The sequence below is a fragment of the Streptomyces purpurogeneiscleroticus genome, assembly GCF_020024005.1.
Taxonomy (GTDB): domain Bacteria; phylum Actinomycetota; class Actinomycetes; order Streptomycetales; family Streptomycetaceae; genus Streptomyces; species Streptomyces purpurogeneiscleroticus.
The window spans coordinates 44269-66240 of the sequence record NZ_NHSG01000354.1; the positions used below are offsets into that span (position 1 = coordinate 44269).

The 21972-nt window shown below is 68.9% G+C and carries 16 protein-coding genes; 11 read left to right on the plus strand and 5 right to left on the minus strand.

Annotation, left to right across the window (positions count from 1 at the left end):
* Positions 1–1224 carry a 4Fe-4S dicluster domain-containing protein gene (locus CCS38_RS24225; protein ID WP_223735408.1) on the minus strand — a complete coding sequence of 408 codons (1224 nt, stop codon included), beginning with the start codon at positions 1222–1224 and terminating at the stop codon, positions 1–3.
* Positions 1225–1435: 211 nt separating this feature from the next.
* On the opposite strand from CCS38_RS24225, the gene CCS38_RS24230 reads away from it, so the two are divergent.
* The 5 genes from CCS38_RS24230 to CCS38_RS24250 all read left to right on the plus strand — a co-directional run bounded on the left by CCS38_RS24230 (position 1436) and on the right by CCS38_RS24250 (position 8224).
* Entirely contained in the window at positions 1436–2425 is a 990-nt protein-coding gene (locus CCS38_RS24230) for an Acg family FMN-binding oxidoreductase (RefSeq protein WP_223735409.1), read from the plus strand.
* 327 nt (positions 2426–2752) lie between these two features.
* Complete coding sequence (locus CCS38_RS24235) at positions 2753–3082, plus strand: hypothetical protein (protein WP_223735410.1); 330 nt, start codon at positions 2753–2755, stop codon at positions 3080–3082.
* Positions 3083–3110: 28 nt separating this feature from the next.
* On the plus strand, positions 3111–3749 hold the full coding sequence (locus CCS38_RS24240; protein ID WP_223735411.1) for a 2OG-Fe(II) oxygenase: 639 nt from the start codon (positions 3111–3113) through the stop codon (positions 3747–3749).
* Positions 3750–3822: 73 nt separating this feature from the next.
* On the plus strand, positions 3823–6432 hold the full coding sequence (locus CCS38_RS24245) for a glycosyltransferase (RefSeq protein WP_223735412.1): 2610 nt from the start codon (positions 3823–3825) through the stop codon (positions 6430–6432).
* 55 nt (positions 6433–6487) lie between these two features.
* Positions 6488–8224, plus strand: coding sequence for a glycosyltransferase family 4 protein (locus tag CCS38_RS24250; protein ID WP_223735413.1), 1737 nt, complete (start codon positions 6488–6490; stop codon positions 8222–8224).
* Here CCS38_RS24250 and CCS38_RS24255 read toward each other — a convergent pair.
* Positions 8179–9036 carry a hypothetical protein gene (locus CCS38_RS24255; RefSeq protein WP_223735414.1) on the minus strand — a complete coding sequence of 286 codons (858 nt, stop codon included), beginning with the start codon at positions 9034–9036 and terminating at the stop codon, positions 8179–8181. The genes CCS38_RS24250 and CCS38_RS24255 overlap by 46 nt on opposite strands.
* A gap of 311 nt (positions 9037–9347) precedes the next feature.
* Between CCS38_RS24255 and CCS38_RS24260 the strand changes: the two genes are divergently transcribed.
* Complete coding sequence (locus tag CCS38_RS24260) at positions 9348–10184, plus strand: HalD/BesD family halogenase (protein WP_223735415.1); 837 nt, start codon at positions 9348–9350, stop codon at positions 10182–10184.
* Between the two features lie 407 nt (positions 10185–10591).
* Positions 10592–11050 carry a hypothetical protein gene (locus CCS38_RS24265; protein WP_223735416.1) on the plus strand — a complete coding sequence of 153 codons (459 nt, stop codon included), beginning with the start codon at positions 10592–10594 and terminating at the stop codon, positions 11048–11050.
* Between the two features lie 106 nt (positions 11051–11156).
* Here CCS38_RS24265 and kdgD (CCS38_RS24270) read toward each other — a convergent pair whose 3' ends face one another.
* Together kdgD (CCS38_RS24270) and CCS38_RS24275 are read right to left on the minus strand one after the other, a co-directional pair.
* A complete protein-coding gene (gene kdgD, locus CCS38_RS24270; protein WP_223735417.1) occupies positions 11157–12110 on the minus strand; it encodes a 5-dehydro-4-deoxyglucarate dehydratase in 954 nt (317 codons plus the stop codon).
* A gap of 281 nt (positions 12111–12391) precedes the next feature.
* Positions 12392–13564 (minus strand): L-talarate/galactarate dehydratase, encoded by a 1173-nt coding sequence (locus tag CCS38_RS24275; RefSeq protein WP_223735418.1) that lies wholly within the window; start codon positions 13562–13564, stop codon positions 12392–12394.
* A gap of 209 nt (positions 13565–13773) precedes the next feature.
* Between CCS38_RS24275 and CCS38_RS24280 the strand changes: the two genes are divergently transcribed.
* From CCS38_RS24280 to CCS38_RS24295, 4 genes are all read left to right on the plus strand, one after another.
* Positions 13774–14649 (plus strand): LysR substrate-binding domain-containing protein, encoded by an 876-nt coding sequence (locus CCS38_RS24280; protein WP_223735419.1) that lies wholly within the window; start codon positions 13774–13776, stop codon positions 14647–14649.
* A 361-nt stretch (positions 14650–15010) separates the two neighbouring features.
* Positions 15011–15931 (plus strand): 5-dehydro-4-deoxyglucarate dehydratase, encoded by a 921-nt coding sequence (gene kdgD / locus CCS38_RS24285; protein ID WP_223735420.1) that lies wholly within the window; start codon positions 15011–15013, stop codon positions 15929–15931.
* Between the two features lie 104 nt (positions 15932–16035).
* Positions 16036–17382: a glucarate dehydratase gene (gudD, locus tag CCS38_RS24290; protein WP_223735421.1), complete on the plus strand. Its 1347-nt coding sequence runs from the start codon at positions 16036–16038 to the stop codon at positions 17380–17382.
* A gap of 110 nt (positions 17383–17492) precedes the next feature.
* A complete protein-coding gene (locus tag CCS38_RS24295) occupies positions 17493–18833 on the plus strand; it encodes a gluconate:H+ symporter (protein WP_223735422.1) in 1341 nt (446 codons plus the stop codon).
* 134 nt (positions 18834–18967) lie between these two features.
* Here the strand turns inward: CCS38_RS24295 and CCS38_RS24300 are convergent, their stop codons facing one another.
* Positions 18968–21508 carry a Pls/PosA family non-ribosomal peptide synthetase gene (locus CCS38_RS24300; protein ID WP_372457140.1) on the minus strand — a complete coding sequence of 847 codons (2541 nt, stop codon included), beginning with the start codon at positions 21506–21508 and terminating at the stop codon, positions 18968–18970.
* Between the last annotated feature and the right edge of the window lie 464 nt (positions 21509–21972).

Sequence of the window (21972 nt, forward strand, 5' to 3'; positions counted from 1 at the left end):
TCATCGCTGCCCGCCGCCTTCCCGGCTCGCGCGCCGAACCGGTTCCCCCGGCTCCGCGCTGCCCGTGCTCTCCGGCTGCCCGGTTTCCTCGGCCAGCGCCCAGGCTTCCTCGGTGATGTCGATGCCGACCGGACACCACACGATGCAGCGCCCGCAGCCCACACACCCCGACTCGCCGAACTGGTCGTGCCAGGTCCCGAGTTTGTGCGTCAGCCACTGCCGGTACCGGCTGCGTCCGCTCGCCCGCACGGGACCGCCGTGCAGCCGGCTGAAGTCCAGGTCGAAACAGGAGTCCCAGCGCTGCCACCGTTCGGTGTGGTCGCCGGTGAGGTCGGTGACGTCCTCGGTGGTGGTGCAGAAGCACGTGGGGCAGACCATGGTGCAGTTGCCGCAGGTCAGACACCGGCCGGCCACATTGTCCCAGCGCTTCGCCGCCAGCGAGCCGGCCATCAGCGCGTGCAGATCGACCGGCGGCATGGACCGGCCCATCCGCTCCGCCGCGTCCGCCACTGCACGTTGCGCGGCGGACTCCGTCGCCGGAGCCGCGGGCTCCACCGGCAGCCGGGCCAGCATCTCCGCCCCCGCTGCACTCCCTGCCCGTACGAGAAAGCGGTGCCCGCCCTCGTCCAGCAGCTCCGTCATCGCCAGGTCGTAGCCGCGGTCCTCCGCCGCCACCGCGGGACCGCTGCCCATGGACGTGCAGAAGCAGGTGGCTCCGGGATCGGTGCATTCCACGGCGACGATGAACGCCCGTTCCAGTCGTCGCCGATACGCCGTGTCGGCTCCGGGCCCGCCCCCGAGCACCCGCCCCTGCACGCCGATCGCCCGCAGATCGCAGGGGCGTACTCCGAGGAAGGCGTACGCAGGCGCGGCGTCGGCTCCGCTTTCGTCTTCCCCCTGAACGGTCCACTCACCGTCTCGATCCCGGTCTGCGGTCCAGCGGCGCACCCGCTGTGGGTGCAGATACGCCTTCCAGGACTGCGGCCCCGCGCTGTGCGCGAACACCATCGCGTCCTCGCGGCGCACCAGCCGGTACCGTCCGGCTGCGAGCTCGACGCCCCACCCCTGCGGCAGCTGTACCGCGTCGTCGATCTCGGCGAGCACGATCGCGCCGTCCCGGACGGTCGGCCCGATCACCCGCCGCCCGTCGCCCGCAAGCTCCCGGACCAGGGCGGCCAGACCGTCCTCGCGCAGTACCCAGGCATCCCGCCATCCGCTGTCCACCGAGACCTCCCGCACGCGCCCTGGACGTCACCGTCAGCGTCGTACGGACACCGGCCCCACCGACATGGGCCGAAAAGCCCCTCCAAGGGACCGGACAGCCCACGGGCCGAGCCCATGGAGATACGGGCACGCCGGCAGGGGCCCGACTATCCTGGAATCCGGAGGGAGCGGGCTCGCGCCCGCCGGGCTCGTCGTCCCGAGGAGACCCGCGATGCCGGTGCTACCACCCGACGTGAAGACCGTGACGGCTCTCGTCCGCGATGCGGCTGCCGCCCCGTCCATGCACAACGCTCAACCGTGGCGATTCCGGTACCTCGCCGACCGTCACACCCTGCAATTGCGCGCCGACACCGAGCGAGCCATGCTGCACAGTGACCCCGTGCACCGGGGGCTGCACCTCGGCTGCGGGGCGGCCCTGTTCAATCTGCGGGTCGCTGCCGAGCACGCCGGCCTGGAACCCCGTGTTCACCTGCTGCCCGATGCCGCGGAGCCGCAGCTACTGGCCGATGTGCGCCTGACCGAGCGCACGTCGGACGATGCGGCCCTGGCCACTCTGTACCCCGCGATTCGCAGGCGGCACACGAGTCGTTATCCGTTCGCGGTCAAGGACATTCCCGAGACGGTGCGGGCGGCGCTGAGCGAGGCTGCTCGGCTGGAGGGCGCGCGGCTGGATTTTCCCAGTCCCTGGCATGCGCAGTCGCTGCTGGAGCTCGTCAGTGACGCAGAGGGACGGGACACGCTGGACTCCCGCAACGTCGAGGACCTCGTCCGGTGGACCCGCATCGGAGCTGCCGAGGCCGACACCGCCACCGACGGCGTCCCGGAGTACGCCTTCGGACCGCGCAAGTGGTACGGCGACGCCCCGGTACGTGACTTCGCCGCCCGCCGGCCGGTGGACGACCGCGGCACGGTCACCTTCGAGAACACGCCGCACCTCGCCCTGCTGAGCACCGCCGAGGACGGCACCGAGGACTGGCTCCGTGCAGGACAGGCGCTGGAACGCGTACTCCTGCTCGCCACCGCGAACGACCTGGCCACCTCCCTCACCTCCCATGCACTGGAGTGGCCCGACCTGCGCTGGCTGGCCCGCGACCCCCGCTCGGCGACCGGATTCGTACAAATGGTCCTACGCCTCGGCTACGGCCCTGAAGGCCCCGCCACTCCCCGGCGGCCGGTGGGGGAGGTGCTGGACATCCAGTAACCGGGTGGACGCGCGGCGCGCGAGACGAGTCCTGCCGCGAAGGTCCTCCAGGTGCCTGTCCAGCGTCACAGATGTGAGGTAACTCTTCGCCCCGCGCTGGTTTACGAGCGGGCGTTCACTGGTTGGGGTGATCTGACGTCGGACGTTCGACGGCCGGAGTGTGCCGGACGGCCGAGGTGTTGACCAGGGGCCTGGTGTCCGTGGTGCGTGGGAGATGGCTCGGCGCTGGCGGGTTCATGACGAAACGTGCCCCTGCCATGTTGTCCTGCCATCCTGCCGTCGCTTGAGTGGCTTTCCCACCGCTCTACGCATTCGAGGACGCTTCCCATGGATTCTTCTCTGTCGCGTCACCGCCGGGTTGCGGCGCTCGTACGGGCAGGCACGCTCGCAACGAGCACTGTCGCCGCCATCGGGGCCCTGGCCGGTACGCCCGCGCACGCAGTCACCGGTGAGGAGACGACCGCCGTCGTCACACCGGTCGGTGAGGAGGCCGCCGCGCAACAGCGCAGCAGCGGCGACACCACCGCGCCGACCGTGCCGTCCGCCACGAACGATGCCCGCGCCGCGGACGACGACTGCGTCTCGGTGTCCATCGATCTTCCCCCGCTCCCTCCCGTAGAGCTGCCGGACCTGCCGGGCTTCCGTGGCGAGCTGTGACGACGGTGTACGCAGTGGGAGCAGTATCGTGACGCAGTCGACGGCCGCACCGTCCGTGGCCCCCCGGACGGTGGCACGGCCGACCATGGCCACCCCCGTCTGCCGGTTCGATGACTTTCTGGGGTCGGCCGCTGCCGATTCCCTCTTCAACCATGTGTGCGTGGCCCGGGCGAACCGCCTGGCCATGGAGATCAGCAGCTCGGGTGCCGGGGCCAAACTGGCACCGATGTGGCAGGTGCCCGGCGACGAGGTGCCGGTCCCCGAGTTCATCGAGGCCGTGACGGGGATGGCACCTGTCGTCCGCGAAATGATCGGCATCGAGCCGTCGGACGGGGAGCCGACGGTCTCCTACGAGCTCTGCATGCACAACCACGGCGACCACCACGGGGACCGGTTCGGTCCCCGCACGGCGGAAGCGGGCTCGCTGCACTTCGTGTACTACCTGCACCGCCGGCCCCGCGCCTTCACCGGCGGGCAGCTGCGGATCTTCGATACCACGCTGTGGGACGGCGAGCCCGCGTGTGCGCCCAGCTTCCGTGACATCGCGGCCGACCACGACAGCATCGTCTTCTTTCCGGCCGGCAGCTGGTACGAGGACCGGCCCATCGACTGTCCGTCGCGCCGGCTGCTGGACGGCCGGTTCGCCCTTCGGGGGCACCTGACCTGACGAGCTCCGCGCCCAGCGGCTCGCGCCGTTCCTGCCCGGCCCCTCGTACAGCTCGGATCTGGAGTCACAGCCCATGTCACAGTCCGGTTCTCCGGACGGCCCCCTGCTGACCCTCGGCATGGCCGCCTACGACGACTACGATGGCGTCTATTTCACTCTCCATTCAGTACGCCTGTACCACCCCGAGGTGCTGGAGCGGATCACTTTCCTGGTGGTGGACAACAATCCGGCCGGGCCGACCGGCCCGGCGCTCAGAAAACTGGCCGGCGAGCTTCCCGGCGTGCGGTACGTACCGGTCGATGAAGTGCAGGGGACCTGGGTGCGCGACCGGGTGTTCCGGGAAGCCGATACCGAATGGGTACTGTGCACCGACTCGCACGTCCAGTTCGCCCCCGGCGCCCTGGCCAGGCTGATCGATTACCTTGCGGGCCATCCGCACAGCCGCGACCTGCTGCAGGGGCCGGTCCTGTACCCGCAGACGGACCACGCGGCCACGCATCTGGACCCGGTGTGGCGCCGAGGCCAGTACGGAATCTGGGGACGTGACCCGCGAGGCCAGGACGCGGACGCCACCCCGTTCGAGATCGGCATGCAGGGGCTCGGTGTGTTCTGCTGCCGCAAGGACGCCTGGCCCGGCTTCAATCCGCGGTTCCGCGGCCACGGGGGCGAAGAAGGCTATCTGCACAAGAAATTCCGCGCGGCCGGGCACCGGACGCTCTGTCTGCCTTTCCTGCGCTGGACCCACCGTTTTACCGCCGATACGCTTTCCGTCCCGTACCCGGCCGGTACCGAACTGGCCTTTCGCAATTACCTGATCGGCTGGGAAGAAGTCGGACTCGACACCGCACCGGTTCTCGAGCACTTCCGGGCACGGCACGGCCGGGAAACCGTGCAGCGCTGGCTGTCCTCGTACGAACGCGAGCGCAGCAACCCGTTCACCTTCTTCGACGCTGTCTTCTGCATCAACCAGAATCAGCAGAAGGCGCGTTGGGAGACCGCGAAGAAGAGGCACCAGCACCTCGGTATCGAGGATCGCGTCCGTCGTGTACCCGCCGTTGACACGCCCGACAATCACCACATCGGCTGCGCTCTGTCCCATCGGAAGGTCATCGAAACCGCCGAACGCGAGGGCCTGGAGAACATCCTGGTCCTGGAGGACGATGCGGTCTTCCTCGCGGGGACGCCCTGGATCCTGCGGCGGAGCCTGCGCGAGCTGCGGGAGCGGGACTGGGACCTGTTCTTCCTCGGGGGCTGGTTCCGCACCGAGCGGCTGTGGACGAGGAGCACGCCGAAGGTCGACGGCTGCGCCCACCTGGAGTACGGCCAGGGCACCACCACTACGCACGCCGTGGCGTACCACCGGTGGGCCTACCGGCGGCTGCTCGACGAGCTGCCTCCGGACGAGGCGGGGATGCGGCGCTGGGCGGCCCGGCACCGGGCGATCGACATCTACTTCGCCGACGTCTTCGCCGGCGACCTCTTCCGCTGCGCCCCGATCGTCGCCACGCAGGACGACTTGCTGCGGAAGGAGGATCCGGAGCTCCAGGACCAGTTCGTCATCGACCCCGCCGAACACCGCCCGAGCGACCGAGCACGCGCATCGGTCCCTGCACCGGCACCGGCACCGGCCTCGGCAACGGCATCGGCTGCCCATGGCCGGGACAACACGCTGGGCGTGATCATCCCGGTCCGCAACGGAGCGGATTTCCTGGACCAGGCACTGGCGTCCCTGGTCACCCAGACCGTGCCTCCCGACGAAGTCATCGTCGTCGACGACGCGTCCGAGGACGACTCGTACGAACGCGCCCGTCGCTGGGAGCCGGCGCTGCCCCTCAGGGTCCTGCGGCTCCCTCGCCACTCGGGTACGTGGCAGGCCAGGCGCACCGCCATCGCCACCGCATCGACGGCACTGATCGCGCAGCTGGACGCCGACGACATGTTCCTTCCGGACCACCTCGCGGTCATGCGCGACGCATACCGGGAGACGCCCGGTCTCATCGCCCCGCGCAGGCACATCCTGAAATCCGATGCCCGCGGCCTGCTGGAAGCGAAGCACGAACACCTTCCCGCCCCCGAGGACCAGACGGCGCAGCTGCTGCTCGGAAACTTCGTGGGGATCGGCTGCCTGTTCCACAGGAACGACTACGAGAAGGCCGGCGGATATCGCTCGTGCCGCTACGCCGAGGACTGGGACCTGTGGCTGCGCTTCGCCCGGGCCGGAATTCCCATCACCAAGCCCGCCACGGTCAGCTATGTCTACCGCTGGCACCCGGCCAACATCTCGCACGCGGTGAACAGGAACGTCACGGATCTGGAAATCCTCGACAAGTTCCTGGCGGACTGCCCGGACACCACCTACCGGAAGGTCGCCAAGCTCTCCGCGATCCAGCGCGCCGGATATCACTACGTACGCACCCTGCCGCGGATACCGGCGGAGTCCGCCCCGCTCGCTCCTGCCGCCCTGGGGGTCGCCGGCAACGGGACGTCGGAGCTGTACCGGGACGCGGACCTCGGCTATCTGCTCGTCGGCGACCCGCTGCCGTCCGGCGACCGCCAGTTCGTCATCACCTCTCCGGAGAGCCCGGCCCCCGCGGAAAGCCTGGAGGTCACTCTCCGCGGCACGCTCTCCAAGGCCGGGAAACTCGAGGTGGAAATCCTGGATCCGGCGCTCCGTCGCCCCTGACCCGGCAAGTCGTTCCTGACTCAAAAAGTCGCCCCTGATCCGGAAGGTGTGTTCGATGCGGCCACGTGCCCTCGCCGTGGGTGGCTCTGCCCGGAGCGGCCGTGCCCCGGGCCTCGCAGGCTCACCCGCCGACTGGCTTCACGACATCGGACAGGAACTCGCCCGCAACGGCTGTGAGGTGACGTCCGAGGGCGCGTACGGGCCGGCCCCTGGCGAGGGTCTCGCCGCGACCGTGCGGCGGCTCATCGCGCTGGACGCTGTCGAAGCGTACGACCTGATCCTGGTCGGGCACCGCGGTCTGGCCCTGGAGCTCGCCGCTTCCCCCCTTGCCGGGCGGCTCTGGACCTGTCTCGACGACGTGCCGGAGTGGGCGGCCGGTGTCGGTGCGAAGCTCCGCGGAGAGCTGTCCCTGCTGGCCGAGGCGTCACGGTTCCTGCTGGTCAGGACCGAGGAAGCGCGCGGCGTTGTCGAGGCGGCCGCGGCCGCGGCGGTCGGTAAATGCCTGCTGGCCGGTGAGCCGGCCGCCGTCGCTCGTTTCGCCGGATACCTCGACCGGGCGTTCCCCCGGCCGTCGCCCGGGATCCTGCGCTGGTCCGACCGGTCGACGTCCGACCGGTCGACGCACCAGAACGGTGCCGGCCGGAATGGTGCCGGCCGGAATGGTGCCGGCCAGAACGGTGCCGACCGGAATGGTGCTCGCCAGAACGGTGCTCGCCAGGACGTGCGGCACCGGCCTCGGCGCCTCCGTGTCGGCGTCACCGGCCATGACCTCAAGTTCTTCACTGGTCTGCTCGAACATTTCAGGTCGCGTTCCGACCTCGATGTACGACCGGCGCAGAGCTCCGCGGCCTTCTGGGATCACGATCCACGGCAGGCCCGCCGGCTGGCCGACTGGGCCGATGTCATCATCTGCGAATGGTGCGGGGCGAACGCGGTCTGGCACGCCCGGCACAAACGCCCGGGACAGCGGCTGATCGTTCGCCTCCACAGGTTCGAGCTCCATACCCCGTGGCCCGGGCGGCTCGACATCGACGCCGTGGACAAGGTCATCTGCGTCAGTCCGCACTACGCCGAAGCGATCCGCATCACCACCGGCTGGCCTCTGGAGAAAATCACCGTGCTCCCCAACACGGTCGACGTCGATCAACTCGATCGCACGAAACTTCCCGGGGCGGAGTACCGCATCGGCATGCTCGGCGCCGTACCGGCGAGCAAACGACTCGACCTGGCCCTCGAAGTCCTGGCGGAGCTGCGGCGCCACGACCCGCGCTTCACGCTCTTCGTGAAATCCCGGCTGCCCTGGGACGTCGGGCACATCTGGCAACGTGCGGAAGAAGTCGACCACTACCGCAAGGTCTTCCACCGCCTCGACGATCCGCTGCTGCGCCGCTCCGTCGTCTTCGATCCTTTCGGGCGCGACGTGGCCTCTTGGTTGCGTGGCATTGGATTCGTCCTGTCGACCAGCGACCACGAAAGCTTTCATCTGGCGCCCGCCGAAGGCATGGCGTCCGGTGCGATTCCGGCGTTCCTCGGGTGGCCGGGCGCCGAGCGGCTCTACGGTCCGCGCTGGATCCACGACGACCCCGTGACCATGGCCGCGTCGATCGCCCGGGTGGTGCGCGAGGGGCACGTCACGGCGGAACGCCGCGCCGCCCGGTCCCAGGTGCGTTCCTCGTACGCACTGGACGCCCTCTGCCGCCGCTGGATCAGCCTGATCGAGGACTCGCTGTCGGCCCCGTCCGGCGCTCAGGAGAACGCATCGGGATCGTCCTCCCGCCGACCGTGGAAATAGGCGCGCACTCCCGGTTCGACGGCGCTCAGGCCCGCCGGTGTCCATTGCAGGACCCGGCCGTCCTCGGCCACCAAGTGCTCGCGCGGGTCCAACGACGCCAGGAGCCGGTGCCGTTCGGCGTACTTCCTGCCGTCCAGGGGGCCGTGCTCCAGGACCGCGACGTCGGCGTGCGCCGTAGTGGGCGCCTCTCCCTGCAGCCAGGACTGCAGTCGCGTCTCCCATCGGCCGAGCGCCGTCAGCAGCTTCGCCGACCAGGAACGCCCGAGCGCGGGCCGGAGCTGACCGCACCACGGCGCCGAGGGTGACGACTTCCCCTGGAGAACTCCGCACGCGAAGACCGCATCACCACTGCCCACAAGCGCCAGTTCGAAGAGTCCGGGCCCCTCCGAGAAGAGGGACCGACAGGCGCCCCAGACCAGCCCGGTGGTGCCATCGGCTCCAGGGCGGAGGGCGCTGACCCTGACCCGGGAAGGGCGGCCCTCCTCCGTCCGGTAGTACGCGTTCCTGAAACCCTGCACCACCTTGGCCGTACGGAACGCCTCGGCCATCGCCGTGATCCACTGCGCACCCACCACCACATCGCTGTCCACCCAGACGATGTGTGTGTACCTGGACGGCAGCCGGCCGGCCGCCAGATTCACCAGGCGCTCTTTGTGCCACATGAAAGGGGCGTCGTCGTCCCAGAACGCAATGGCACATCCCTGCGGCCGGTCTTTCCCCGCGCCCGCCACGAACACATCACCGGCCGCGCCCGCCCGTGCGAATCCCTCCAGGCTCCGTTCCAGCTTCAGCCGATGCGATCGGTACCCCACGGGGTTGAAGTAGGGAATGACGATCGCAACGCTGCCCACCCGTTCCCGCCCCCTGCCCATCCGCATGCCGTCACACGCCCAGGTGCGTCGGTGCCGGGATGCTAACCGGGCACCACCGGCCGGCACGAACCCAACGACCGGAGACCAGCCACTCCGGCCGACAGGGCAACGGCAACCGCCTGTCACTCATGGCGCGGCGGGCGTGAGTGGCCCACATTGGACGTGACGCGCTGCTGCGCCTTCCGACCACGGGGCACCCAAGGCGGCCGACCGCATACCGGGCCGGGGCCCGGCGAGTGAAGGAGACGGTGATGCAGCGAGACGCTATGGGGCCGGCATCCTTGCTGAATTCGGAGAAGTACCCCATTGGTGAGCTGGATGATCCTGCCGGCCGGGCGCTGGTCGACGAGGCTCGGGCGTCGTTCAATGACACGAGTCTGGTGGTGCTGGAGGATCTCCTCCGGCCCGAGGCCGTCCGTGAGGTGGCGGAGCGGTCTCTCAGCGATGCCGCCGAACTCGGTTTCCGGTTCAGTGGCAGGAATGACGTATTCCTCGGCACTGGCACGGGCACTGGCTCTGGCACGTCCGGTGGCCCGGCGGACCAGCACGTGGGCCGTGAGCACACCAAGACGACTCTGGCCTATGACCGCATCGACGCGTCCTCACCGCTGAAGACGCTGTACCGGAGCGAGCCGCTGCTGGATTTCGTCCGTCGGGTTGTGGACGGTCCGGTGTATCGCTCCGCGGATCCGCTGGGAGCCATGACGGTTCATGTGCATCATGAGGGTGATGAGCAGGACTGGCACTTCGATGTGTCGCAGTACACGATCGTTGTGCACATCGTGGCGCCGGAGAACGGCGGCGTGCTCGAATATGTGCCCCGCTCCCGCACGGGAGCCGAACAGGACCCGGCAGTTCTGCGCGCCATCGCGGCGGGTGAGCGGCGCCCTGAGATCCATGAGCTGCCCACCGTCCCCGGCATGCTCGTCCTGCACTCCGGCAGTGTCTCCCTGCATCGCGTCACCCCTGTCCAGGGCGGGACGCCGCGGGTCAGCGCCACCATGTCCTACAACTCCACGCCAGGCGGACAGCTCAACGAGTACACACGCAGCCTGTACTTCGGCCGGGCACGGGGAGACCGGACGTGACCATGACCAGAAACATGCTCACTCGTTCGGGTGTACCTCGGCAGCTTTCGCATACACGCCCGAAGGCCCGGCAAAAACCCTTTACGGCCACCGAAAAGAAACCGAACTCCTCACCACGCGGCCGAAGTACAGCACCTCCGCGCGGGAACTGCCCAATCGACCTCCTTTCCACTCAACACGGAAAGGAGGCATTCGTGCTGCCCGAATTCGAATCGGTCGGGAGCGCGTTTCCCTCTCCCGCACGCTGACGAATTTCTCCCCTGTATGACTATCAACTCTCCTGCGAACATCGAGGCGTTGTGTGAAGCACGTGCCTTTCGTCGGCTGCTGAAGGCAGTCGGGGCATCGTGCACAGAGAGAGGGAAGAAATGCGGGTTTTCCGTTCCGGCCGCTGCACGCGTCGACGTATGGCGGCGGTGGCGACCGCCGGGTTTCTCAGCCTGACGGGCACACTGGCCCTCACCGGAGCCGCCGGCGCGTCCACCACTGAGGGGACGGTCCAGACGTCGTCGCACGGCTGCAGCAAGGCGACGCTGGACGGGCACTACATCTACCACTACTCGGGCCACAAGGTGTCGGGTGAGCACAGCAAGCCGGTAGCCAGTGCGGGTGCCGAGTGGTACGACGGCCGCGGCCGCATCAAGACGGTCAGCACGTCGAGCGACAACGGCGAGATCGGAGAGGAATTCTCCGGCACCGGCACCTACAAGCTGAACAAGGACTGCACCGGCACCGCGACTTACCACGACGCCGGGGGAGACACCCACTACCGCATTTACGTGGACCCGTCCGGGAAGAAGTTCACCTTCGTCAGCGTCGATGACGGCTCCGTCATCGCCGGCGACGAGACCCGCGTTTCCGACTGAGGGACGCTGCACCCCAAGAGATGAAGCAAGGGCCTGGCTCCAGCGGAGCCAGGCCCTTGCCGCGTCAACGACTGCCGGGGTCCGGATTACGGTCGGCGCCGGCGCGTCAGGCCGTGGCAGTCGGCAGTTTGCCGATCAGCTCGGTGAGTTCGGCGAGTTCGTCCTTCGTCAGGTCGGTCAGCGGGGGCCGTACGGGGCCGGCGGTGTGGCCGGTGGCGGTCATGCCGGCCTTGACGATGCTGACCGCGTAACCGGGCTGCCGGTTGCGGATCTCGGTGTAGGGGAGGACGAAGTCGTTGAGCAGGGTGCGCACGGTGTTGTGTTGGCGCGCGCGAACGGCGTCGTAGAACCGCAGGGCGAAGTCGGGGAGGAAGTTGAAGATGGCGGAGGAGTAGGTGGTAACGCCGAGTTCGAGGTAGGGCAGGGCGTAGGTCTCCGCGGTGGGCAGGCCGCCGACGTAGGTGATGCGGTCGCCGAGCCGGGTGTAGATGCGGGTCATGGCGTCGATGTCGCCCGTGCCGTCCTTGTAACCGATGAGGTTGGGGCACGCGTCGGCGAGGCGGGCGAGGGTGTCCGCGGTGTAGGTGGCGTTGGCGCGGCCATAGACGATGACACCGAGGGAGGTCTCGCGGCACACGGCCGCCACGTGCTGGGCGAGCCCGTCCTGCCCGGCCTCGGTCAGGTAGGGCGGGAAGAGCAGGATGCCGTCGGCCCCGGCGCGCTCGGCGGCCTTGGCGTACTCGATGGCCGTACGGGTGCCGTACCCGGCCGGAGCAAGGATGGGCGTGCCCTCGGGGGCCGCCTGTACCGCCGCGGTCACCACCTGCTCGGTCTCCGCGGCGGTAAGGGAGAAGAACTCACCGGTGCCGCCTGCCGCGAAGAGGCCGCCGACCTCGTACTTCGCCAGGCGCTCGATGTTGGCGCGGTAGGCGTCCTCGTCGAAGGAGAGGTCGTCGGCCGCGAAGTGGGTGACGGGGAAGGACAGCAGACCCGAGCCGATGCGCCGGCCGAGCTCCGACGGGCTGAAGGACGGACTCAGGGACGGGCTGAAGGACGTCATGCGTGAACTCCGCTGTGAGGTGGTGAGAACCGCGACCGGGTCGCGAGCGATGTGCCGGTACCGACGCTACGAGCCTCGAGTCATACCGGTCCAACACCGTTTTGGCATCTATCGATACCCGATGAGCATTGATGCCGGGTGAGCGTCATCGGCAGCCGTGGGCGGGCCGGGACCGCCTCCGTGCATGACGACGGCGCGGGCCCCGCTGTCCGGAACAGCGTGGCCCGCGCCGGCCGCCAAGTCAGTGCTGCGGAAGCATCAGGGTCAGTGGTGCGGAAGCATCAGGCGCGCTTGCCCGCCTCGTGGGTGGCCTGCGTCCAGGCGCGGGCCTGCTCGCTGAGTGTGATGCCCAGACCGGGGCGCGCGGGCACGTGCATCCGTCCGTCGCTGATCGTGAGGCGCTCGTTGAACAGCGGCTCCAGCCAGTCGAAGTGCTCCACCCACGGCTCGATGGGATAGGCGGCGGCGAGGTGGAGGTGGATCTCCATGGCGAAATGCGGTGCCAGCTGGAGGTGGTGGTGCTCGGCGAGCGCGGCGAGCTTGAGGAACTGGGTGATGCCGCCGATGCGCGGGGCGTCGGGCTGGATGACGTCGGTGGCATGCAGGCGGATCAGCTCGTAGTGTTCCGCGACACTGGCCAGCATCTCGCCGGTGGCGACCGGAGTGTCCAGCGAGGCCGCGAGTGCGGCATGGCCCTGCGTGTCGTACGCGTCCAGCGGCTCCTCGATCCAGACGAGACCGAAGTCCTCCATGGCGCGCCCCATGCGCTGGGCGGTGGGGCGGTCCCACTGCTGGTTGGCGTCGACCATCAGCGGCACGTCGTCCCCGATGTGCTCGCGTACGGCGCTCAGGCGGCGCAGGTCCTGCTTGCCGTCCGGATGCCCGACCTTGATCTTGATGCCGCCGATACCGCTGGCCAAGGACGCGGTGGCGTTGTCGAGGACCTGCTCGGTGGGGGTGTGCAGGAAGCCGCCGGAGGTGTTGTAACAACGTACCGAGTCGCGGTGCGCGCCCAGCAGCTTGGCCAGCGGAAGTCCGGCGCGCTTGGCCTTCAGGTCCCACAGCGCGACGTCGACGGCGGCGATGGCCTGCGTGGCGACACCGCTGCGGCCCACCGAGGCCCCGGCCCACACGAGCTTGGTCCACAGCTTGCCGATGTCGCTCGGGTCCTCGCCGATCAACTCGTCGGCGATCTCCTTGGCGTGCGCGTACTGGGCCGGGCCGCCGGCGCGCTTGGAGTAGCTGAAGCCGATGCCCCGGTGCCCCTGCTCGGTCTCGATCTCCACGAACAGGAAGGCCACTTCGGTCATCGGCTTCTGCCGCCCGGTCAGCACCTTGGCGTCGCTGATGGGAGTGGCCAGCGGCAAGGTGACCGAGGAGAGTTTGATCCAGGCGATGGTGTCGAGCGTCGCCTCGCCGTGACGGCCGGCTGCGGAGGTGGCTGTATGCGTCATGGTCACCACTTCGTGTCCCTGGGGTCGTGGGTGGATGCGGATGCGGCCCGCCGCGGTGGCCGCCGCCGGCCCCAGAGGCGCGGTCAGCGCCCTCCCGGCCGGGCGTCGGCGGGGAGGGGCGGCTCGCCGTGGTTTTCCCTGACGCTAAGGTCGGCGATTGATCCACGTCCAACTCTGCTTTTGGATGATTCAATACCTGGAGGGTATCGGTGTTCACACTCGTGCAGTTGGTGAGCTTCGTTGCGGTGGCCGAGGAGCTGCACTTCACCAGAGCCGCCGAACGCCTCCGTATGACCCAGCCTCCGCTGAGCCGCCAGATACAGCTGTTGGAGCACGAACTGGGCGTGCAACTGCTGGACCGCACCAATCGCACCGTACGCCTCACCCCCGCCGGCCGGGCCTTCCTCAACGAAGCCCGCAACATCCTGCGCCAGGCGGAAGCGGCCACTCTCTCCGCCAAGCAGGTCTCCGCCGGGCAGGCCGGGGCGATCGCCATCGGCTTCACCGCGGCCAGTGCCTACTCCGCGCTCGGCACACTGCTCGACGTCGCGCGCTCCACCATGCCCGGCACGGAGATAGTGCTGCGGGAGAAGGTGACCCGCGACCAGCTCGAAGCGATCACCGAGGGCTCGCTCGACCTCGGCATGATCCGCCCCGCCGGTACCGGCCCCGACCTGGCGACCCGCCCCGCCATCCGCGAAGCCCTGCTGGCCGCCGTGCCCCGCGACCATCCGCTCGGTGCGGACGACGGCCCGCTGCGCATCAGCGAGTCCGACGGGCAGGACGTCCTCATGTACTCCCCGGTGGAGGCCCGCTACTTCCACGAACTGCTGGTCAGCATCTTCCGGGCCGCCGGGGTCACCCCACGGTTCACCCAGTACCTCAGCCAGATCCACAGCCTTCTGGCGATGGTCAACGCGGGCTGGGGCATCGCCTTCGTGCCCGAGGCAGCCGCCCAGATGCGTTTCCCGGGCATCACCTTCCGGCCCCTCGATCTGCCCGACCCCACGCCCGTCGAGCTGCACCTCGTATGGCGCAAGGCCAATGACAACCCGGCCTTGCACGCACTGCTCCGGCATCTGTGAGCGGAAGCGCCCAGTATGAGCGCAGTGCCCGGTGAGAGCGCAGTGCCCGGTGTGAGCGCAGCGCCAGTGTGAGCGGAGCGCCCGGCCCCTCGGCGCCCGACGTGTGACACACCTCTGACACACCGTCCGCGCAGGCGCTCCGAATGATGCGCCCCAGGTATCACAGCATGCCGAAATGGTGTTGGACCCGCATCGCAACAGGCTCTTAACGTTCCGGCCAGCACTCGAAGCGGCTTCCGTCCGGGGCACCGGCCATCGCCCCCCGCCCGCCCGGAAGTTCCGGAAGTCGTGGGCAGGCCACGCCCAGAACCGGGAAGCCGCATGAGCCGCACGTCTCCGCGCAACCCAGGAGCCTCCTGCCATGACCGACCACACCCCTGCAGAACTGGGCCGCCGCCTCGGTTCCGGCCTGCTGTCCTTCCCGGTGACACACTTCCGGGCCGAGGACCTCTCGTTCGACGAGGACGCGTACCGAACGAACATCGCCCGGCTCGGAAAGTACGACGTGGCGGGGCTCTTCGCGGCCGGCGGCACCGGTGAGTTCTTCTCGCTCACCCCGGCAGAGGTGGAACGCGTCGTCACCGCCGCCGTCGACAGCGCGCCCGAGGGGACGCCGATCGTCGCCCCCGCCGGATACGGCACGGCGGCCGCGGTCGAGTTCGCCGAGGCGGCCGAGCGTGCCGGCGCCGACGGCGTGCTGCTCTTCCCGCCGTACCTCACCGAGGCATCGCAGGACGGCCTCGCCGCCCACGTCGAGGCGGTCTGCCGGGCCACCGGCCTCGGTGTCATCGTGTACAGCCGGTCCAACGCCGTCTACGCCCCGGACACCGTCGCCCGCCTCGCCGAGCGCTGCCCGAACCTGATCGGTTACAAGGACGGTGTCGGTGACATCGACACTCTCACCCGCCTCTACGCCCGCATGGGCGACCGTCTGACCTACATCGGCGGCCTGCCGACGGCCGAAACCTATGCCCTGCCCCTCCTCGAACTCGGCGTCACCACCTACTCCTCGGCCCTCTTCAACTTCGCGCCCGAGTTCGCGCTCGACTTCTACACCGCGGTCCGCGCGCGCCGCCGCGCCGACGTACTGCGCATGCTCGACGACTTCGTCCTGCCGTACACCCGGATCCGCGACCGCAGGCCGGGCTACGCGGTGAGCATCGTCAAGGCCGGCATGCAGCTCACCGGCCACCCGGCAGGCCCCGTCCGGCCGCCGCTGACCGACCTGGAGCCGGAAGAAATGGCGCAGCTCACCGAGCTGATCCAGGGGCTCGGCGGCTGAGTCACCGCCGATGCCCACCGCGCGTCCCCGGCACCGCCCCCGGCCTGGGTCCTGCCCGCCGCCGGGTCCGCCCGCCGCACTCCGCTCATGAAAGGCACCGCTTGATGACCACCACCACACCCCCTGCCGGCACCCCCGTCGTCTCCGCGATGCGCGTCGTCCCGGTCGCCGGCCAGGACAGCATGCTGCTGAACCTCAGCGGCGCACACGCCCCCTATTTCACCCGCAACCTGGTGCTGCTCACCGACTCCGAGGGCCGTACCGGCGTCGGCGAGGTGCCCGGCGGAGAGGCCATCCGCACCACCCTGGAAGAGGCGCGCGACCTGATCGTCGGCCGGTCCGTCGGGGACCCGCACGCCGTACTGCGGGCGATACGCGAACGCTTCGGCGACCGCGACGCGGGCGGCCGCGGCGCCCAGACCTTCGACCTGCGCGTCACCGTGCACGCGGTGACCGCCGTCGAGTCGGCGCTGCTCGACCTGCTCGGCCGGCACCTCGGTGTGCCGACCGCCGCACTGCTCGGCGAAGGCGTACAGCGCACCAGCGTGCCCGTCCTCGGCTACCTGTTCTACGTGGGCGACCGCGGGCGCACCGACCTCCCGTACCGGGACGGCTCGGACGCCAAGGACGACTGGCTGCGGCTGCGCGACGAGGAGGCGCTCACCCCCGAGGCCGTCGTCCGGCTCGCCGAGGCGGCCCAGGAACGGTACGGATTCCAGGACTTCAAGCTCAAGGGCGGTGTGCTGGACGGGCCCTCCGAGGCCGCCGCCGTCACCGCCCTGGCCGAGCGCTTCCCCGAGGCACGCATCACCCTCGACCCCAACGGCGCCTGGCTGCTGCGGGACGCCATCGAGATCGGACGCGGGCTGCGCGACGTCCTGGCGTACGCCGAGGACCCCTGCGGCGGCGAGGGCGGCTACTCCGGACGCGAGACGATGGCGGAGTTCCGCCGCGCCACCGGCCTGCCCACCGCGACCAACATGATCGCGACGGACTGGCGGCAGCTCGGGCACGCGGTGAAGTGCGACGCCGTCGACATCCCGCTCGCCGACCCGCACTTCTGGACCATGAACGGCTCGGTGCGGGTGGCCCAGCTCTGCGACGCATGGGGACTGACCTGGGGTTCGCACTCCAACAACCACTTCGATGTGTCGCTGGCGATGTTCACCCACGTCGCCGCCGCCGCGCCCGGGAACATCACGGCGATCGACACGCACTGGATCTGGCAGGACGGACAGCACCTGACCCACGAGCCGCTCGCCATCCGCGACGGTGCCATCGCGCTGCCCGACCGCCCCGGCCTCGGCTTCGACCTCGACATGGAACGCGTCGAGGCGGCCGAGGAACTCTACTTCAGCCTCGGTCTCGGTGGCCGCGACGACGCCGCGGGCATGCAGTACCTCCTGCCCGGCTGGAAGTTCGACCCGAAGCGGCCGGCGCTCGTCCGCTGACGCGCCGCACGCGCACCGCCCCCCCCTCCACTCACCACCCGGGATGCCGGGCCGCCGGGACACCGGCTCCGGCGGTCCGCACCCCGGCATCACTTCAAGGGAGAAGTGATATGCCCCTGCTCGTCGTGGCGCTCAGTGTGGTGGCGCTGCTCTTCCTGATGACCCGGCTCAAGCTCAACGGGTTCATCGCCCTGCTGCTGGTCGCGGTGGCCGTGGCAGTCATCCGGGGAATAGACCTGGAGAAGATCCCCGACGTACTCGCTGAAGGCGTCGGCGGCCAGATAGGCGACACCATGCTCGTCATCGGGCTCGGCGCGATGGTCGGCCGGGTGATGGGCGACTCCGGCGCGGCCCAGCGGATCGCGACGACGATGGCCGACCGGTTCGGCGACCGTTGGGTCCAGGTCGCCATGGTGGTCACGGCCATGCTCATCGGCGTCACCATGTTCTACGAAGTGGCCTTCGTGATCATCGTTCCGGTGGCGTTCACCCTGGTCCGGGTGACCGGCAAGAACCTGCTGTGGATCGGCCTGCCGATGTCGATCGCGCTGTCCACGATGCACAGCTTCCTGCCGCCGCACCCCGGCCCGACCGCCGTCGCGGCCATGTTCGACGCCTCCATCGGCAAGACCCTCTTCCTCGGCCTGTTCATCGCGGTTCCGGCCGGTGCGCTCATCGCGCTGGTGTGGCCCCGGCTGGCCTTCGTCCGCCGGATGAACCCGTCCATCCCCACCGGACTCGTCAGCGACCGCCGGTTCACCGACGAGGAGATGCCCGGCATGGGCTGGTCCCTGTCGGTCGCGCTCTTCCCGGTGGTGCTCATCGCCGGTGCATCGGTGGCCGAGATGGTGGTCGGCGAACACCACGCCGGAATGCCGCTGATCGCCTTCCTCGGCTCGGCCCCGGTCGCCCTGCTGCTCACCCTGGTCCTGGCGGCCTGGGCGTTCGGGCCCCGCATCGGCCGCTCGCTGGGGGACGTGGCGGCCTCCTGCGGTGACGCGGCCAAGGCCATGGCGATGATCCTGCTGGTCATCGGCGCCGGCGGTGCCTTCAAGAACGTACTGGTCGAAGGCGGCATCGCCGACTACATCAAGGAGCTCACGCACGGCTGGAGCATCTCGCCGATCCTCCTGGCCTGGCTGATCGCCGCCATCCTGCGCATCGCGCTCGGTTCGGCGACGGTCGCGGTGACCACCGCGGCGGGCATCGCGGCCCCGCTCGTCGCCGGCAGCGGCATCCAGCCGGAGCTGATGGTCCTGGCGGTGTCCTGCGGCTCCATCGCCTTCTCCCACGTCAACGACCCGGGCTTCTGGATGTTCAAGGAGTACTTCAACCTGTCGGTCCTGGACGCCATCAAGGCACGCACGAGCTATACGACGGTCCTCGCGGTCCTCGGCCTCGGCGGCGTCTTCGCCATGGACGCGGCGCTCACCGCGCTCGGGGCACAGTAACGGCGCCCTCCCGTCCCGGCCTTGAAGGCGCGTGCGATTGCGCGGGTGTGCACACCGGGCCGGGACGCCGGGGCTGCCGTGATCAGTGAGCGGCGCCTCGGTGGGAGGGGAGACCACCGAGGCGCCGCCTGGTATCACCGGGACGCGCGGACGGTGATCTCCTTGGCGGGATTCCCTGCCCAGCGTGCGTGCGCGGGGACTTCCTCGCCCTTCATCAGGAAGGAATCGGGGCCGAGTACGACGTCATCGCCGATTGTGACGCCGTAGTGGACCAGGGTGTTGACCCCGAGCGTGCAGCCGGCGCCGAGCGAGGTGTGGTCGGACTTGAAACTGCCGTCCTCCTGCGAGTGGCACTGGATGACGGTTCCCACGTTGAGCGTGCAGTCGTCGCCGATCGTGACGAGCGTCCGCTCCGGCATCTTGCAGCCGTCGTCGAAGAGCCGCCGCCCGAGGTGGACGCCCAGCAGCCGCCACCACAGGCTCTTGAACGGGGTGCCGTTCAGCAGCCGCATATCGATCGCCTGGTGCTTCCAGAAGCGTTCGTGACGCCAGAAGGAGCGGTCGTAGATCGAGCAGAAGAGTGCCTTCTGCTGCCGGAACTTATTGCTTATTCGCTCCATGAGCCCGGTGTACACAGCGCTGAAGGCGAGGGTGAGCATCGTGGCCAGAGCGATTGCCACCGCACCCGACGAGGCGTAGAAGCTCGCCGCTCCCCACACCAGCAGAAGAAGGCCGAAGGTGTAGATCCAGCGTGCGAGCAGGAACGACAGCAGGGTCACGGCGTTGTGCTTGTTCTTCGCGTGGAGATGGCGACGCAGTTCTTCCTCGGCCTTGAGGTGGTCGAAGGAGGCATCGCGCTCGACCGTCCGCGGAATCTCGAAGCTGGGCGAGCCGAGGAGGCCGATGCCCTCCCGTACGGGCCCGTCGATGGGGACCATGACCTTGGTCGCGAGCAGGCAGTTGTTGCCCGTCTTTCCCTCCGGAGGGTAGGCGACCTGGTTCCCGAGGAAGTTGTGGGGGCCGATCGTCACCCGCCTGACGCGGAAGGACGTTGCGGTGTACTCGGTGTTCATGACCGACAACCCGTCGGCGACCATCGTTCCGGTGCCGACAGTGGTCAGGAACGGGTCCTCGTGTTTGAGCTCCGTACCGAAGTTGGAGCCCGTCTGCTCGACGCGGGACAGGTCGTACCCGAGGCCGCGCAGGTAGTGGACGACAAGAGAGCTGTCGCCCGCGAGCCGCAGGAGGAACTTGTTGTTGGTCAGGCGTGTGATCGTGCGAAGCAGCGAGTACCGGAAGCCGTACAGCGGATAGGCATGGTCCGGCTTGATGGCGAGATGGAGCAGCCGGGGCACGGTGGTGACGAGGAGGAGGCCGACGATCAGCGAGCCGAAGAAGAGCACGAAGGACACGATCAGAGCCTCGCGGTAGAACTCCCAGCTCGCCATGGAGCTGGGCCTCGTGATCGTCAGTGCGCTGAACTGCGGGATTTCCTTGAGCAGCAGGCTCGCCCCGCCGATCGCCAGTGGCACGTACACGGCCACCGCGGTCAGCAACTGCGCGAGGCTGTACGTGACCTTGGTGAAGGCGGTGCAGCCGGTGGCCGCGATCGTCGTCCGGTAATCCACCTCGGTCCGTTGCGCGGGGGTGCCGTGCCACCGCTCACCGGCGGGAACCCGCTGCCCGGAGTGCAGCGACGAGGCATGTCCGAGCTGGGCTCCGTCGCCGAGGGAGGAATCGATGTCGAGGACGGTCGACTCGCTGATGTGCACGTCCGTCCCGACGGTGACCGGGCCGGTGCGGATCCATCCGGCCTCGGCCCGGTAGCAGCCGAGGTAGGCATCCTTGCGGATCACTGTGTTGTCACCGATGGCCAGCAGGTCGGTGCACACAGGCACATGCTTGGAGAAGATCGCCACACCGCGCCCGATGTGCGCGCCGAGCGCCTTGAGGTAGAGCACGAACAGTGGCGAACCGGCGAACAGCACCAGCGGATTGATCTGGATCAGTATCTTGACCAGCCAAAAACGGAAGTACGCGAGGCTCCAGATGCGAATCTGCTGGGGCTTCCAGCGGCCTATCAGTGCCCACTTGGCAAGGATCGGCAGTGTGCACACGCCGAGGAAGACGGCTCCGCCGAACAGCACCGCCCTGAGGTAACTGTCCAGCAGGCCCGTTCCGGCGGAGATCCAGTCATAGCCGAACGACAGAACGAGAGCCGTGAGGTAGGCGTATCCGAGGAAGGCGAGAAGTTGCAGTGCGCCGCACAGAACGTACTGCGGCGTGCTGCGGGGGGCCGGAGTCAGAACATCGGCCGTCACCAGGGGTGACTCGGCCGGTACGGTCGCGGCGTCCGCGGTGTCCGACGGCCCCCCGAGGGCCGTCGCCAAACTGCGGATGGTCGGGTACCGGTAGATGTCCTTCATCGAGACCGACGGAAGATGATTCTGCTTCCTGACGCGGGCGCAGAACTGAGCCATCACCAGGGAGTCGGCGCCCAGATCGTCGAAGAAGTGGCTGTCGACCGACACTCGGTCGATGCGTACGACGCCTGCCAAGACCTCGGCTAAGGCATCTTCGACATCAATCGCCGGAGCACTCCGCTCCGCACGGGCGACTCCGGGCGAGGGGGCGTCCAGCTGAACTGTTGCTGTTTTAACGGGTTTTCCCACCACGTGAGCTCCTTGAGGTGAGTGGCCAGGTGGGCTGTCTCAGGGCGCTTGCAGTGCCGAGCCGTGGCCGGCTCGCTGCCGGCCGCCGCGTATCGGGCGAGCCGATCGTGGTGCCGGGTTGCAGAACGGCATCCGCGGGATGCGGGTGAGCGCGGAGAGGCGTGTGTGTGAGGCGGCGCGTAATTCAGGGCCGCCGCGGCGCGTCGGCCGACGTGCCACGCGCTTAAACTACTACATGACGTAGAAACTCACGCTGTCGCATACGGGGCCTGGCGGCGCGACGGCAGTCCATCGCCGCGAGGGCGGAGAAGAAGAGGCAGGTAGGACACGTTGCAGTCATCCGGACAGCAGAAATCGGACATTATGCGAGCGGTGCGGGCGAGCGGAGAGCCCGGCAACAACCGCAGCCTCGCCGATACCCCTGAACCCCTGCACGTAGCACCGGACACCAGCCCGGTCACCGGAAT

What these genes read in the sequence shown, in the direction of transcription:
- CCS38_RS24260 (WP_223735415.1), top strand. Translation starts at nt 9,348, where the DNA reads ATGCAGCGAGACGCTATGGGGCCGGCATCCTTGCTGAATTCGGAGAAG.
- CCS38_RS24230 (WP_223735409.1), top strand. Translation starts at nt 1,436, where the DNA reads ATGCCGGTGCTACCACCCGACGTGAAGACCGTGACGGCTCTCGTCCGC.
- CCS38_RS24245 (WP_223735412.1), top strand. Translation starts at nt 3,823, where the DNA reads ATGTCACAGTCCGGTTCTCCGGACGGCCCCCTGCTGACCCTCGGCATG.
- CCS38_RS24275 (WP_223735418.1), bottom strand. Translation starts at nt 13,564, where the DNA reads ATGACGCATACAGCCACCTCCGCAGCCGGCCGTCACGGCGAGGCGACG.
- kdgD (WP_223735417.1), bottom strand. Translation starts at nt 12,110, where the DNA reads ATGACGTCCTTCAGCCCGTCCCTGAGTCCGTCCTTCAGCCCGTCGGAG.
- CCS38_RS24235 (WP_223735410.1), top strand. Translation starts at nt 2,753, where the DNA reads ATGGATTCTTCTCTGTCGCGTCACCGCCGGGTTGCGGCGCTCGTACGG.
- CCS38_RS24265 (WP_223735416.1), top strand. Translation starts at nt 10,592, where the DNA reads ATGGCGGCGGTGGCGACCGCCGGGTTTCTCAGCCTGACGGGCACACTG.
- CCS38_RS24250 (WP_223735413.1), top strand. Translation starts at nt 6,488, where the DNA reads ATGCGGCCACGTGCCCTCGCCGTGGGTGGCTCTGCCCGGAGCGGCCGT.
- gudD (WP_223735421.1), top strand. Translation starts at nt 16,036, where the DNA reads ATGACCACCACCACACCCCCTGCCGGCACCCCCGTCGTCTCCGCGATG.
- kdgD (WP_223735420.1), top strand. Translation starts at nt 15,011, where the DNA reads ATGACCGACCACACCCCTGCAGAACTGGGCCGCCGCCTCGGTTCCGGC.
- CCS38_RS24295 (WP_223735422.1), top strand. Translation starts at nt 17,493, where the DNA reads ATGCCCCTGCTCGTCGTGGCGCTCAGTGTGGTGGCGCTGCTCTTCCTG.